The 15042-nt window shown below is 35.2% G+C and carries 14 protein-coding genes; all 14 read right to left on the bottom strand.

Translation table 11 applies throughout. From position 1 onward, the window contains the following. Positions 1 to 19: 19 nt before the first annotated feature. Positions 20 to 871 carry an aldo/keto reductase gene (locus tag A5821_RS13435; RefSeq protein WP_086315258.1) on the bottom strand — a complete coding sequence of 284 codons (852 nt, stop codon included), beginning with the start codon at positions 869 to 871 and terminating at the stop codon, positions 20 to 22. 90 nt (positions 872 to 961) lie between these two features. After that, on the bottom strand, positions 962 to 1381 hold the full coding sequence (locus tag A5821_RS13430) for a MerR family transcriptional regulator (protein ID WP_086315257.1): 420 nt from the start codon (positions 1379 to 1381) through the stop codon (positions 962 to 964). Between the two features lie 21 nt (positions 1382 to 1402). Then, a complete protein-coding gene (locus A5821_RS13425) occupies positions 1403 to 1981 on the bottom strand; it encodes a histidine phosphatase family protein (RefSeq protein WP_086315256.1) in 579 nt (192 codons plus the stop codon). 102 nt (positions 1982 to 2083) lie between these two features. Continuing rightward, positions 2084 to 2650, bottom strand: a complete 567-nt coding sequence (locus A5821_RS13420; protein ID WP_086315255.1) for a YdeI/OmpD-associated family protein — start codon at positions 2648 to 2650, stop codon at positions 2084 to 2086. Positions 2651 to 3124: 474 nt separating this feature from the next. After that, positions 3125 to 4432 carry a carbohydrate-binding domain-containing protein gene (locus A5821_RS13415; protein WP_086315254.1) on the bottom strand — a complete coding sequence of 436 codons (1308 nt, stop codon included), beginning with the start codon at positions 4430 to 4432 and terminating at the stop codon, positions 3125 to 3127. 207 nt (positions 4433 to 4639) lie between these two features. After that, the gene (locus tag A5821_RS13410) at positions 4640 to 5716 is read right to left on the bottom strand and encodes an acyltransferase (RefSeq protein WP_086315253.1); all 1077 of its coding nucleotides are present in this window, start codon (positions 5714 to 5716) and stop codon (positions 4640 to 4642) included. Further along, positions 5713 to 6678 carry a glycosyltransferase family 2 protein gene (locus A5821_RS13405; RefSeq protein ID WP_086315252.1) on the bottom strand — a complete coding sequence of 322 codons (966 nt, stop codon included), beginning with the start codon at positions 6676 to 6678 and terminating at the stop codon, positions 5713 to 5715. The genes A5821_RS13410 and A5821_RS13405 overlap by 4 nt, the downstream gene beginning before the upstream one ends. A gap of 39 nt (positions 6679 to 6717) precedes the next feature. Continuing rightward, on the bottom strand, positions 6718 to 8400 hold the full coding sequence (locus tag A5821_RS13400) for a hypothetical protein (RefSeq protein ID WP_086315251.1): 1683 nt from the start codon (positions 8398 to 8400) through the stop codon (positions 6718 to 6720). Positions 8401 to 8501: 101 nt separating this feature from the next. Beyond that, the gene (locus A5821_RS13395) at positions 8502 to 9236 is read right to left on the bottom strand and encodes a hypothetical protein (protein WP_086315250.1); all 735 of its coding nucleotides are present in this window, start codon (positions 9234 to 9236) and stop codon (positions 8502 to 8504) included. 14 nt (positions 9237 to 9250) lie between these two features. Next, complete coding sequence (locus A5821_RS13390; RefSeq protein WP_086315249.1) at positions 9251 to 10204, bottom strand: DUF5067 domain-containing protein; 954 nt, start codon at positions 10202 to 10204, stop codon at positions 9251 to 9253. Next, positions 10201 to 12846: a YfhO family protein gene (locus A5821_RS13385; RefSeq protein WP_086315248.1), complete on the bottom strand. Its 2646-nt coding sequence runs from the start codon at positions 12844 to 12846 to the stop codon at positions 10201 to 10203. The genes A5821_RS13390 and A5821_RS13385 overlap by 4 nt, the downstream gene beginning before the upstream one ends. A gap of 33 nt (positions 12847 to 12879) precedes the next feature. Then, on the bottom strand, positions 12880 to 13497 hold the full coding sequence (gene lepB / locus A5821_RS13380) for a signal peptidase I (RefSeq protein ID WP_086315247.1): 618 nt from the start codon (positions 13495 to 13497) through the stop codon (positions 12880 to 12882). A gap of 30 nt (positions 13498 to 13527) precedes the next feature. Further along, positions 13528 to 14349, bottom strand: a complete 822-nt coding sequence (gene lepB / locus A5821_RS13375; RefSeq protein ID WP_086315246.1) for a signal peptidase I — start codon at positions 14347 to 14349, stop codon at positions 13528 to 13530. Positions 14350 to 14373: 24 nt separating this feature from the next. Further along, a complete protein-coding gene (locus A5821_RS13370) occupies positions 14374 to 15039 on the bottom strand; it encodes a hypothetical protein (protein WP_086315245.1) in 666 nt (221 codons plus the stop codon). Positions 15040 to 15042: the final 3 nt, after the last annotated feature.

Below are 15042 nucleotides of genomic sequence, written 5' to 3'. Positions count from 1 at the left end.
ACTATTCACTATTAATCCCTTACACATTCATCTTTCTGCCAGCCATCCATTTGATCATCGCAGGATCTGCATGGGAGAAAAATTGGCTTTCCCCTTCATTCAATGTAGCAATTGCTGCTTTGTCTTCTTCTGACAGTTCAAAATCAAATACAGCCATATTTTCAGCCATTCGCTCTGGTTTTACCGACTTCGCTAGAACAACGATCTCTTGCTCAATCAACCATCGAACAATAACTTGCGCTACAGATTTATGATATTTATCGCCAATGGTCGTTAGGATTTCATTTGTAAAAATCCCATTTTTGCCTTCTGCAAATGGCGCCCACGCTTCAGGCTGGATTCCTTCTGCTTTTAAGGCTTCGATATTTTTTGTTTGCTGATTGAACGGGTTGATCTCAATTTGATTGATTTGCGGCACCACTTTATTGAACTCAGCTAAATCAACTGCGCGATCTACTGCAAAGTTCGAAACACCGATTGCACGAATTTTCCCAGCTTCTTGTAGTTCCTCCATCGCCCGCCATGCACCATAAACATCATTATACGGTTGATGTAATAATAGTAAATCAACATAATTCAGACCTAATCTGTCCAGAGACCGTTCAAAAGATTCCTTGACTCCTTCATAAGAAACATTTTCTACCCAAATTTTAGTAGTAATAAACAGTTCTTCGCGAGGAATACCCGAAGCTGCAATTCCTCTACCGACTGCTTCTTCATTCATATAAGATTGAGCTGTGTCAATATGACGGTAACCTACTTTGATCGCATCAATCACTGCTTGCTCAGCTTCTTTAGGGTCTGTGATTTGATACGTACCGAAGCCTAAAATAGGGATTTCTATCCCATTGTTCAATTTGACTGTTTGCATTTGTCTTTCCTCCATCTCTTTTTGGTTCTATGAGTGCCTAACAACTTCACTATAAACTATGGAGTCAGCTTCATAGCAAGCTGTTTATTCTTAATTTTTGTGATTTACCTTCCAAAGCTCTTCAACATTGTCTGATGTGACTTCTCCTGATTTGAACTTGGCGATATGCTCATCATAGGTATCGATTTTGTATTGAAGTAAATCACGTGTTTTAGTCATTTCTTCTAATTTTCCAGTGATCTCTTGGAGTTGGTCTTGCAAGATCTGTTTTTGTGCCTGCTCAACATTTCCCCCGAGTTGAGAAAGTGTAGCGAATTCGATCAAAGACTCGATTGAGACTCCTGCATTACGTAAACTTTTTGCTAAATAAATCCAATTCAGGTCTCTTGTTGTATAGACACGGTAGCCGTTTTTATCCCGTTTGATTGGCGGAATAACACCTACTCGTTCATAATAACGAACTGTATCAGTCGTTAAGCCAAACATTTCTGCTGCTTCTTTACTGTTCAACTTGATTTCCTCCTTGCTTACTTATCCCAAACTTGAATAATCGTGATTGATGATTTCTAATAATTTAAATGTATCATGCTCAAATTCAAATTTCAAAATACAACAATTTCCTAATCGGTCTTTTTGATCCACTTCACTAGTATGCGCCCAGTTTCGCATAAATTGTCGACAAGATGCACCATGAGAAACAGCTAAAACAGTTTCTCCCGCTTCCTTCATGATGTCCATCACAGTTTCAGATACTCGTTGTCTAAATTGCCCTTCTTCTTCTCCACCATAACCAGCAAAAAAATCACCATACGGTAAAGGCGGATTCAGTGATTCACTCTCTGATTCAAATCGTCCAAAATTCCATTCTTTCAAGCCTTTTACTCTTTTATAAGGCATATCCGTTACTTGTTCTAACGTATCACTTGCTCGCTCAGATGTTGATGCATACGCACTGTCAAAAATAATGTTGCGATTCTTGAAATAGTCTCCTGCAATTTGAGCTTGCCGGATGCCTTTTTCTGTCAGTGGAGAATCACACCAGCCTTGAATTTTTTTCTGTTGATTGAATAACGTTTCTCCATGTCTCATCAAATACAATGTTTTGGTCATAACCTTGCCCTCATTTCTATTCGTTATGTTTATCATAAACCATGAAGTGAACTCCAAGGCAAGTAAAAAAGCTGAACTTTATTGTTCAGCTCAACTTTTTAATTATTCGAGCAATCGGCCTTCATCATGCCAAGCACCATACATTTTTTCAGCCTTTGTATTTTCCAGAAATTTATCCAAACGTTTCTCAAATAATTCTGGCTGATGTTTATAATTTTGGATCGTGTCGATGCGGATACGGCGATATAGCTCAGGGAAATTCAGGAATATTTCATAGATATCTGCATTTTCTTTGAGTCTTTTTTCTATGATTTCATCTATTTGAAAGGAATCTTCCGTCATATCTGGTAGAACTTTTCTACCTTGTTCTGTCATCAATCCTAGACGTTCTAGACGACGGACGCGTTCTTTGTTTAATTCCGTCCAAGGACTTTTTTTCGCTCTAGGTGACAGACGTTGAGCAGTTTGGGTTTCAGATATTTTCTTTTTGATGCCGTCGATCCAACCAAAGCAAAGCGCTTCTTCTACAGCATCTAGGTATTGGATTTTATCGGGTTCTGGTTTGATACTGACGATGATCCAGCAATATTTTTCGGTTGTGCTGTTGCCTTCTAACCAGTTTCGTAATTCTTGCCTAGTCGTTACGGATAACAGATTATCTATTTCCATTTTAATACGGCTCCTCTTAGTTGATTAAAAATAGTATACATTAATCCGACTAAAAAATGAAAATACTCACTCTCTTATTTATGCTATCAGAGAAACTGCCTTTATTTTTGTTGAATTACTAATAGCGTTGGATATGCATAAAATAAAGGTCATAACTAATACGTATACTTTTTTAGTTAAGGCTTTTTTTTCGACAAAAAAGTGGAATAGGGAATATTTGATTGACTCCCCCGCTGCTGATTTTCACAAATCATTGATAAAAAACTTCATGCCTATTTACTGATTTCAATGCACACAAAAATAGGAAACCTGAAGGAGATTTCCTTTAGGTTTCCTATTAACTGATTTAATTCTTGAAATTCAACTTGTTGATAAAGCCTTTGATACAGCTCATTTTTGTAACGTCTCATTATTTCTAGCTATCAAAAAGAGCTAGCTTTATCACTGATTTTTATATACGAAGATGGGCAAGAATTATTTTCGTATATCAGCTTCATAATAGTAATTCACAACATATTCGTTGCCGTCTTTCACAACTTCAAAATCTTCGCGGTCTATTTTCAAAAGATCCCATTCTGTTTTACCAAAATCATAAAGATAGTTGTTCACTTCAAAAATATTTCCAATTTCAATATCGTAAACAGTTTCATTATAAAGTTTAAATTCGTCTGTATCAAAATCTAATACCCAGTGTTTTGTTGTTACTGGTAAAGTAAATTTAGTTGGAGTTTCAGAGAAAATCACTTCATGTTTACCATTTGTTTTAATCTGACTTACTTCATTTTTATTGTGTAGTTTACTTTCTTGACGTGAACCAATGATTTTAAGTTCTTTAGGCGTCCCTTTAGATAAATCACCTAATAAACCACCTTGTTCATTTAAAAATACATTGTCAGGTTCTGAAACCCACGTGTAGTTTTTCATATCTCTCATATTACGAGCAACACTTGTAAAGTCAGTTACAAATACTGGTACATCATCAGTAATTTCAAATGTTGGTTTTCTGTATTCTTCACGAACGACAGCACCTGAATATGCTCGTAGCATTTGTTTATCTGCATGTAAAGCTGAGTACTGACTATTAATATCAGTCGAAATACCAGTAATTGAACTTCCCGCACCTTCTGCTTGGATATGAGCAATAATCGAACGAGCACCAGAAACTTTTCCTTCGCCTACAACAGTTGCACCTTTCCATGCATAAATGTCACGATAAGCGTAAATACCAGTTCCCTCACTACCTGTCCCTTTTAGCACAGCATCATGATAAGGTTTAATATCGTTTTCACTGTAAACACCATAGTTCTTACCAAATCCTTCTACAGTTCCACCGTCCATTTGGATTTCGTTATGAACGAATACACCCGTTCCAGCAGCAGTTGCAGTGATGTGTCCTTTACCATATTTCGTAAATTTAAATGCTTTTAAATGATCACCGACATTAATCCCTACTTCTTCGTTTGTTTTAACATTCAACTCACCATTTCCGCGGAATTCAAGCGTTCTTTTAGCATTGATCGCACCCATATTAACTGGTTTTGTGTTGTTCAATGTAATCGTAATGATCTTTGAGCTATACAAAGACGCGTTCTCATTTAAAAGATACTCACCTTTTCTTGTTGTCAATACATTTGTACCATCTGCCTTAGTAGTTACAGTTGCAGCATAACCATTCAAATCAGTATTAGATGTCAATAATTCAGCGGCAAATGCTTTTTGACCACCAGCTACTGCTAATAAACCAAAAAACAAGACTCCAGCAACATTTTTAATTTTAACCATTTTTTTACCTCTTTCTTTTTTTATTTGCTGTTTCCAGCATCTCTATTCTAACACATAAAATAACTTAATTTCTATCTTTTATTTTAGTGATTCTCTATTTTTTTGAAAAAACAACGCATAAAAAAGCCTACAAATAGACAAATAAGCTTTTGCCGTCTTTTTCACTTAAAAATAAAAAATAACAACAAAAGCATCATTCAGATTGTTTTATAAACCTGAATACAGCTTAATAAAGTATTGAATTTTTTTACCTAAAACACCTGAGAAATCTTCAATTTTTAAAAACTGAAATAAAATAGAGCGTACATAATCTATCAGACTAGATCCGACATAAATCAAACTACCATAAACAAAAATCAGCAGGACCGCAATTAAAAGATTCTCACTCGCCAAATGACCAAATTGATTTTTCAATATAAAGTAAAATATCATCGGATGTGTATGAATCAAATAGACGCCGAAAGAAACGGGAGCTATTGCGGTAATAACTTTAACCACTATTTGATTCTCTATCCTTATTTTTAAGAATAGAAGAAACAATACTACCGAACTACCCAAAATCAAAGGCGAGACATAATCAATAAACCAATTTCTGCCCATTGTTTCTTCCAAAAACGGACTGAATGAACTTACAATAATCAAGAATAACGCTGCTCCATTAAGGCCTAAATAGCTAATCCATAGTTTTTTCGTCTCTATTTTTTCGATATCCACATGTAATCTTAGATACGCACCGATCACATACATGAAAACCAACCAAATCATACTGTAGCCTTTATAAAGATTAAATGGATCGTCTTTTGAAACGACCGAAGCTGTTCCTAGTAAGACAATCACGCCCACACCATACATCATTTCAGTTTTGCTTAATAATTTGATGCCTTTATTCAGTAGCGGGATAAATAGAAATAATCCTGCGTATGCTGAAAAAAACCAATAACTTTTTGTTAATAAAGGAAAAAAAGAATAAATAGGCAACGAAATCTCTACCCCTAAAATATATTGAGCCATAATAGTGAGTAATACCGAATAAAAGAAAACTTCAAACCATAGACAAATAAATTTTTCTATGCGCCACTTTCCTCCGATCATGAAATATCCTGTGATCAGTGCAAAACAATTCACACCAACAAAACAAATCGTTTCAATGCTCCAAAAAACAAAGTAATTTAAGCTTCCATATTCAACGTTATCTAATACCCCACCAATTCCTAATATATGAAGAATAACCACCATGTACATTGAAACGATCCGTAACAACTCTATGCCTATATGCCTCTTCAACTTTCTCCACTACTCCTTTTATCATCCCTCGTTTGCCCTTCATAATATTCTTCAACAAAGTACAACGGACGCTTTTTCGTCTCATTGAATACCCTACCCAAATATTCACCAATAATTCCTAAAGAAATCAATTGAAGTCCTCCAAGAAAGAGAATACCGATCATTAATGAAGGATATCCTGATACACTAGCTCCTAGTAAAAGCGTTTGAACCAAGACAATCATCATATAAATAAATCCAACCACCGAAACTACCGCCCCAATCATTGCTGAAACCCTAAGCGGCAGCGTTGTATAGGATGTGATTCCATTCATAGCTAGATTCGCTAACGAAGATAAACGCCATTTTGTCGCTCCTCCCGCTCGCTCATCAGCATCATAAAACAGTTCTTTTTTTCTATAACCAATCCAACCATATAGCCCTTTTGTATAGCGTTCGTGCTCTCTTAATTCTTTTAAAGCATTGATTGCTTTGCGATCTAACAATCGAAAATCACCAGCATGGGGATAGATTGTCGTTCTGGTAGTTTTTTGTAGAATTTTATAATAGGACGACGACAACAATTTTTTTAAGAATGTCTCTCCTTTACGGTTTTTACGGACAGCATACACATCTGAGTAGCCTTGTTCCCACCAAAGGATCATTTCTTGAATCAATTCCGGCGGTTGTTGTAAATCGGCATCTATCACAACTGCAGCATCTCCTTTGGCGTAGTCAAAACCAGCCAACATTGCAACCTCTTTCCCAAAATTTCTTGACAGATCTAACAGAGTAATTCTAGAATCTTTCTCTTGTAACGCTAAGATGATCGAAACACTTTGATCTTCACTACCATCATTGACAAAAAGATACTCAAACTGATAGCTTGAACAAGTTTGACTTAACTGCTCTAGCCTCTGGTAAAGCTGCCCCAACACTTCCTCTTCATTTAAAAATGGAACGATAATCGTTATTTTTTTCATCCTTTATTCAACCTTTGCTAAGCTGCTGCTTTTCTCTAACTATTCTTTATAAAAAAGAATAAAGTCTTTGTTCTGGTATACTTCGAAATCTTTAAGTTTCTTTTCATAGTTGCTTAAATCTGCTCCTTGATGATATAAATACCCAATCTGTCCTTTATTATCTTCTACAAATTCTCCCTCTTTCATAAATGTGTACCGGGCATACTGGTTAGATGTCATATTCGTTTCCCGCTCAAAAGGTTGATCTCGACTTGCTTGATATGCTTCCGGTGAAACTGGGTCAAAAAATCGGAAAAAGATAAATGTTAATTCAGTAAGCTGATGAATACTCGTTCGATCCACATAAATTGTTCCAAGTTTTTTCTCTTTGCTGATTTGAATCACTTCATTCATCGTTTGCGGCGCCATGTAGGTACTATCTTGCTGTTCATCACGATAAGAAGAGTTATAACTAAATAAAAATGAAACAAACAACACAGTGAAAAAACTAAAAACTGCTGTAGTAACTGACTTCTTATCTAGCGACCATAATGCTGATAGCCCATATCCCATGACCAAAATTACTGGAAAAAGAAAGACATTCCAATGATGCACAACAGGAACAACAATTAAAATTAAAGGGATCGGTGCAATTAGCCACGCTAAAAGAACGCTGCTAAAATGACTTTTTTCTCGCACTACTTTGACAATCCCAACACTAAACAATAATAGTCCAGCTAAATTGTAAAACATTCCGTAATTTGGTAACGAACTGAAAATCAACCCATCTCTTCCAGATAACAAAAAGCCATGGATTCTACTTAAATTCATTAAGAATGCTGACCAAATATCATTACTGTACAAAATCGTCTGTCCTTCATTTTGACTACCTAACAATTTTGGAAAAGTCATCCCTACTATTGTTATTGATCTATCACCAAAATATTGAATATAGGCAAAGAAAATGATCGGCACTATCGTAATAACTAACACCAACGATAACCCTATACCCTGACGTATACTCAGGAGTTTTTTCTTCCAAAAATAAAAAAGTAATAGTAACGAAAAGACCGGCAAGAAATACCATGTAGCAATATATGCATAAGCCGTTAAACCTATCGAAATCATCGCTCCGCTATAGAACCAATTCTGTTTTTTCCCTTGACTCTTAAGCCCTAATTGAAGCAAACAAAAAGCAATCAGCAACAAGTGCGGTGCAACATTGGCATCTAAGCCGAATCGGCTAATCATGAGTTGCCAAGGATTGATGATTACTATAAAAATGATCGACATCAATAATTGATGAGAAATTTTCAGTCTGATCAATGTCCACATTGTAAAAAGTAATGTTGCAGAGGAGAGACAGACCATCGCTAAGCGTGTGCTAATAACTGTCAAACCCAATATTTTCACAAAGGGTAAAGAGAGATACGAATAGAGTGCAGACGGTCCTGTTCCATACCCAATCAAATAGATGGGCCAAGAATTCAAGGCGCTATCCTGTCCATAATTTGCAAGAGCCCACGTATCATATCCCGACATCGCTTCATCGATTTGCAATCCTGGAAGTTGGCCTAAGTTATAATAACGAACAAATAACCCAATACAAAAAAGTACGAATAGTACTTGATGAAAATCACTTTTAAAAAGTACTGTTCCTGCTCTTTGAGCTTCAAATCTAATAGTCAAAAAGCCCGCTGTCATAAATAGAATCAGCAATCCATATAACACCACAACGTCCATTCTATATCTCCTTTTCCAACCCCGTTTTGTTACTATCCTTTTAAGTTAATTACCTATTCAACAGCGCAAATAATGAAACTTGATTCATGCTTTCTAGCTACTTAGATAGAAAAATCTCTAATCAACGCGTGTATTTGCAATGGAGTGCCATCGGTCGAAAAACTCATCAAAAGATTTCTTCCAATTTCTTTATCCGCTTCAGCTTGTGTCACTGTATCGATCACATAAACCTCAGCGTTCGCTAATTGCTCTTTAGGTGCTTTGATTTGTTCATTAAATGCAGCCATTTTATTTTCTATCTTAGAAATTTGCATCATTTCACCTATCGAATTAACTACTTCCTCCGGCTGTTCAATATACACCTTGCCTTCCTCAACATCGTTATAAATATCAATGATTTGTGTACTCAAGCAAGCTTCTTTTTTAGCTTTTACAAATAGATATGACCACTCGATCCGCCCGTAAGAATGACGCTTTCCATCTTTATTTTTATAATACTTTTCTGTAAAGACTGTTAATTTGTCACCATTAGCAATCAAATTAAAGACTTGAGGTTCTAACTCGTTATCCTCTGATTTAAGTGCTTTTTCAATCACAACATCTGCTTTTTTTGAAAATTCTGGTACTTGCAACTTAAATTTATCCTTCATGAGTTTGTTTAGTTCTGCTTCAGATATCTTCAAATAATCAAAGTTACCAAAACGCTTCTCTTGTTTGGTGCTCCACGTAAAATTTTGGTCTTCTTTGGACCATGTTTCCTTTCCATCTTCTTTTTTACACCCCGTAAAAATCGTTAAAGACAATAGGGCTATGATCAATAATTGACTTTTTTTCATAACATACTCCTTGTCTATTTACTTAGAGCTTTTAAATCTAAAACTATTTCTTCTTGCTCTGGAAATTCCTCATCTGAAAAATGAAGCATCACTGAGCCATTTGTATCCCTCAATCGATAAATCACTACTGATTCACTATTTTGATTTTCGCCGATTGCTTTAGAAGATTGTTTTTCTAGCTCTCCAAGCTCTGTTTTTTCAGATTCCTTTGGTAAAGTAGTCTGTTGCAATTCTTGCCCCTTATAGCTTGCTGTTACCAACGAAGACCAAATCATTGGCTTTAATGGTGTTTCTTTCAAGTTGGTCACCCCATATTTAACAGCAAGAAGTTTCCCAACACTTTCAGACTCAATGACCTTATACCCACTTACTTTGATAGCTAAACGATCATTTTTTGCAGTATTTTCTTCCTTTTCTTCAGTGCTTACTTTATCTGATTGTCCAGTTTCTACTAAAGATCTTGCCGATTCATCAATGATTTCCGCCCTTTTTTTATAGCCATTATCATCTGCTGAATAATAGATCAATTGCGCAAACCCGTTTTCTGTTTCAATATAGTAAATATGAGCCCACGACTTTTTTTCTTTAAAGCGTGTAAAGACTGTGTATTTGTATGCAGGTAACTTATTCACTTTGAATTCTTTCATATAGATATCTTCTGCTTTATCATACTTATATACTTTACCTAACTGCTTCTGAGTTTTTTTAGCAAAGTCTTTCAGATCTACTTCTGATTTTTGCTTAGTAGTGATAAACATAGCTGAATTACTTTTCTTATCTGTTGCGGCAAAAACAGTTGTTGCTGAATAATTTTCTTGATAATTTTTATCTTCTTCCCAAGTACTGGGTAGTTGAAATGCATAAGACACACCTTTATCTTCAAAGGTTTGCTTTTTAGTGTCCAACTTTTGTGAACATCCTGTTAAAACAGCCAAAGCTAGTGCGATAGCAATCAATTTCTTTTTCATTTTGTTTCTCCATTCTTCAAACCCTCAGAACCAACTTCCACCTTTTGAACCACTTGACGCTTATTGTTCCTACTATCAATCAATGTGTACAGTAGAAATATAAGAGAACAGCTAATAAATAATCCTAACCCTAGCTTAAAGCCTTGGGGAAGAAACACAAATTCAACTGTATGCTTCCCTTTTGGCACCCGTAAGGTCAAAAACGCATCTTTGAATGTTGGAATCTCAGTCCTTTTACCATCCACGTAAGCCGTCCATCCCTTATCAAAAGGTATCGTAGTCAAAATGACCTGATCTTCTGTTAACTCTACTGATGCTTTTGCCTTACGCCCTGTAGTTTTAAAATCCACACCTTTTTTCTGAATTTTATTTATAACTTCTTCAAATTTAGGAATATCCAGTACCACCACATCTGGTTTAAAAATCTTTATTTTTGTTTTGTCATTATCTCTGAAAACAGCTTTGATATTGACTGTTTTAGCTTCCTTATGATAGCCAAGATCATGATATTGTCCGCCATCTACCATATTACTTTTTCGACTAACGCCTTCTATCGTTAACTCTATTTCCGTTTTATCCATATACCCAAAATCTGTTGGTGTAATACTAAAATAGGCTTGAGAATTAGCCGGAACATCCACAGACCATTCGATAATATTTTCTTCTGTCGGTTCGATTTCAGAATAGATGTATGCTCCATTTTCCTGTTCTTCAACTAAATTTTCCATTCCTACTTGCTTAGTATCAACAAATTGGAACAGTTTTTCTTTTTCACCAGCCATATGAGTCAGCAACGCAGTTTGGTTTGCTACAGCATTTTTTTCATATATTTTTTCATCTGTTAAAACGCCCAATGGCAATGCGTATTTATTCTCGTACAGTGTATATTCTCCACTTTTACTTTTTTTATCAAAGCCATATTTCGAGAGTTTTTCCTTTGAAATATTGTATTTGATCCCTAACATTGCATCCATTAACAAGGTATTATTTAGATAACTGATATTTAAATTGCTACCAAAAGAACGAAAGCCTAATTGATGTAAATATGCAGATGAATTACGATTTCGAATAGATGAAAACATCGTTACGCCACTATAACCATAAAGGAAACTATCATTTCGGCTCACACTGTCCATATTCTCCAAACGATATAATTGCTCATTTTCCACTTTTGTTTGATCAACTAGTTTCTTGATATCTGGATAATATTTATCAAAGTATTCTCGTGCAGGATATCCCCAATCAGTACGAATACCGGCAATCATACGTTGAGCGTTAAAACTTGTTTCAGCTAAAATTAGTACGGTTAAGATTATCGGCAGCCATTTCAATTTCCATTCTTTTTGATAACAGTAAAATAACAATAGATACAGCAACAAAAACACAAATGTCAAAATAATCGATCCACTTGATAGGTAATCGTAACGTTGTTTGTTAGTGAAAAAGATTGCCGCTAAGAAAATCAGAAGTAGCCCTATACTAATATTCACCAGTTTTTCAAAGTCATCTTTTGTGAATACTTCCAAAGCATAGCCAGCTAATAAAATAATCAAACAGGACAACAAAAAACTATAACGGAATAAGAACATATTTGGTGCATGCATTCCTTGCCAAAAAAGATTGAGAGGATCGATATAAAAGCTTCCAGCAACAATTACACCCAAACTGCCATATAACAATTTATTCTTCAATGGAATTTTTTTACTCACAAAATAATAAAAGAAAAAAATCAAAGCCAACAAACCAATGTAAATAAATGGTGCACTTTTATATTTACTTGTATCATAGACACCCACCATGTTTTTAGTAACCAAGTCCCACAGTTCAACATCCGCTGTAAATAATCGATTAACTCTATTCAATCCTTCACCATTGTTTTTCAAATCTAATATCGTTGGCAGAATCGTAACCATAGACGCGCCGCCAGCTAATATAGACGTAATCAAATAGGATATGACCCTTGAAGAATACCTTTTCCTATTCGTAAATAACCGAGCAAAAAAATAAAGAAATGAGAAAATCCCTATCATGAATGCCATATAGAAGTTCGATAAAAACAGCAATAAATAGCTAATAAAAAGTAATGCAGGCTTTTTGAAATCCATCAATCGATGAATTCCTAAAAGAATCAAAGGCAAGTAGATAAACGCATCCAGCCACATAATAACCTCTGAATAAGCTGTTGTATAAGACATCAGTGCATAAGCTACACTTAATCCAACATGTAGTGGCTTAGCAATTTTATATGTTTGAGAGGAGAAGAACCAAAAGGCCCCTCCAATTGCTCCAAATTTTAACAACGTAATCATATATAACGCATCAGGCATTGCTTGATTATCAAAAAAGTAAACAATTGGTGTAAAAATACCGTTCAAATAATAAGCGGAAAGAGCCCAAAAATTTAGTCCTAACGAACCATACCAAGTATAAAAAGCACTTTGTTCACCATGTAAAACATTATTAAAACTAGCATGGAAAACTGCATACTGACTTAAGGCATCACTCGCTAGAATTGTCGTTTTACTCCCTGGATAAATCCCGATGCTATAATAAATGGCCGCCATGATTGTAATTGGCAACACGATACTTAAACATAAAAAAATTCCATTTCCCTTAATAGCTGCTATCACTTTTTGCTTCATATTGACCTCGCTCTTATTTCGTAAATTTTAAAATCAGCTGACAAACCCCATTTTATGCAACGGAAAGTAACGGTACTTGACTACCCCTTCAATTTGATTCTTCTCAACCAAACCAAACACCCTGCTATCAGTAGAATGTTTACTATTGTCGCCTAAAACAAAATAACAATTTTTAGGAATTTTATTTAATCCAGTCAACTGACTCATGACAGACATACTAATATTGATCTTAAGCGTTCCATCGGGCAAATCCATTGCTAATTTATTTAGACCATCGGTTAAATATCCATCTGTTTCTGATAGTCGATAGTTCAAAAATAGTTTATTATTCTCTAACCAAATCATATCTCCCGGCATTCCAATAACCCGCTTCACAAATGAATCACCTGGTTTATCCTTCGGCTCAAACGTAATGATCTCATTGCGTTTAGGATCTTGGCTTTTTTGAACAAAGATACGATCTCCATTCTCAAACGTCGGAGCCATGGATTGTCCATCTACAACGTGCGTTTTTATATGTATTAAAAACAACAAGCAGCACAAAGCAAATAGTAAGAAAAAAACAGTCGTTACAACCTGATGGAATATTCTGTTATAACGAATTTCCTTTTCCTCCATTTGCTTTGAACGTATTTTTTTACTCTTCTTCATAAAATCATTCTTCTCTCAATTCTTTCCTGATTAAAAACCTGTAGCTGTATGAAACGGAAAATATCGTAGTTCCACAACGCCAATAATATCTTTTTCATCAATCAAGCCATAGTTTCTACTATCACTAGCAAACTGTCGATTATCTCCCAAAACAAAGTACTTCCCCTGCGGTACCTTAGATACATCGACTGTTTGTTTCAACGTAAAGTCTTGTGTTACAAGAAATCCAGCAGACTTTACTTCAGCAATCGATTCTTCTAAAAAACGTTCTGGAGTCAGTTTATTATTAATATATAGTTCATCATTTTTATAATACAGCTCTTCTCCAGGTAAACCGATAACTCGTCTTATCGATTTCTGATTGGTTTGAGGAACTTTAAAATAAATCAATTTAAATCGTTTGATTTCTCCCCATTTATTGACCAGCAAACGATCTTTATCATTTAATGCTTTAGTCATAGCATATCCTTCCATCTTCGGAAGACGAACAGTAAAATATGACGCCACACTTACAATAAGAAGCGTAATGATGATCGTAAAGACGATCTCTTTGCTCGTTTGCTTCAACCGTTTTCTTTGAGCTTTTTTTACTGATCCTTTTTTTCTTTTGTTCTTTGTTTTATTCTTTATAGAATATGAGGAACTTGATTTCCTTCTCTTCTTGTCAAAACCGTCCCCCTCACCTTGAGAAGGACGCTTTTTTTTCGGTATCTGTTGCTTTTTCTTAATACTTTTTCTATGTCGTTTATTAGCAGATGCTATTGTATTTATTTTTTGCTTCTTCGGCTTTACTGCCCTTTTAGTCTCCTGTTGCACTAGTTCTTTTTTTTTCGTATTGATTGTTTTTTTCATGATTGAAAAATCACCTCTCAACAGTTATTTCTTTTGCTGTAAAGCTGATTCATTCACATCGAACTCTTTAAACACTTTCTTCTGGCTGGTCACTACCTTTTGTATATCCTTCAAATAACTTTCTCTGTAGGCAGGATCTTCTAATTTTCCAGCGTCTTGTCCACTAATATTGATTCCTAGGTTTCTAGTCATTGTAAAATGGCGGTTCAGCATTTTCTGCCCTTCTACTGACATTCCTTGTGAAGCATTCCTATTTGCAACACTTGTCAATTGTGTAGAAAGATCACGCATATTTTTAGATGTTTTTTCAGCATTCGCTCCATTATCAATAGCCTTCAGCTGTTTTTCCAATTCTCCAACAAAATAATAGCCTTTAGCTAGTGAATCTGCATCATCCGCTGTCAAATTAGTCAGTTGATAATACCTTGAATATGCGGCACTACCAGCTGTTAGAAGAACTAAAAAGAAAAAAATCAAACTTGTCCGAAATTGTTTCTTTTTTTGCTTTTCTAATCTATGACTTAAAAACTTGATCCTTTTGCGTTTTTTCTTATTCTTCACGCGTCGACTAACCATTATTTTCCATTTTCGTTTCGTGGATAGGCTTAAAAAAAGAAAGAAAATACCAAATAGAAGAAAGAGGATAGCACCTGATAATAAGCCAATGAAAGACATGTCTAAAATACTCACGGA

The organism is Enterococcus sp. 7F3_DIV0205 (assembly GCF_002141365.2).
Lineage (GTDB): Bacteria > Bacillota > Bacilli > Lactobacillales > Enterococcaceae > Enterococcus_L > Enterococcus_L palustris.
Note: the sequence above shows the minus strand (reverse complement) of the source record. Positions and strands in the feature narration are given on the sequence as shown.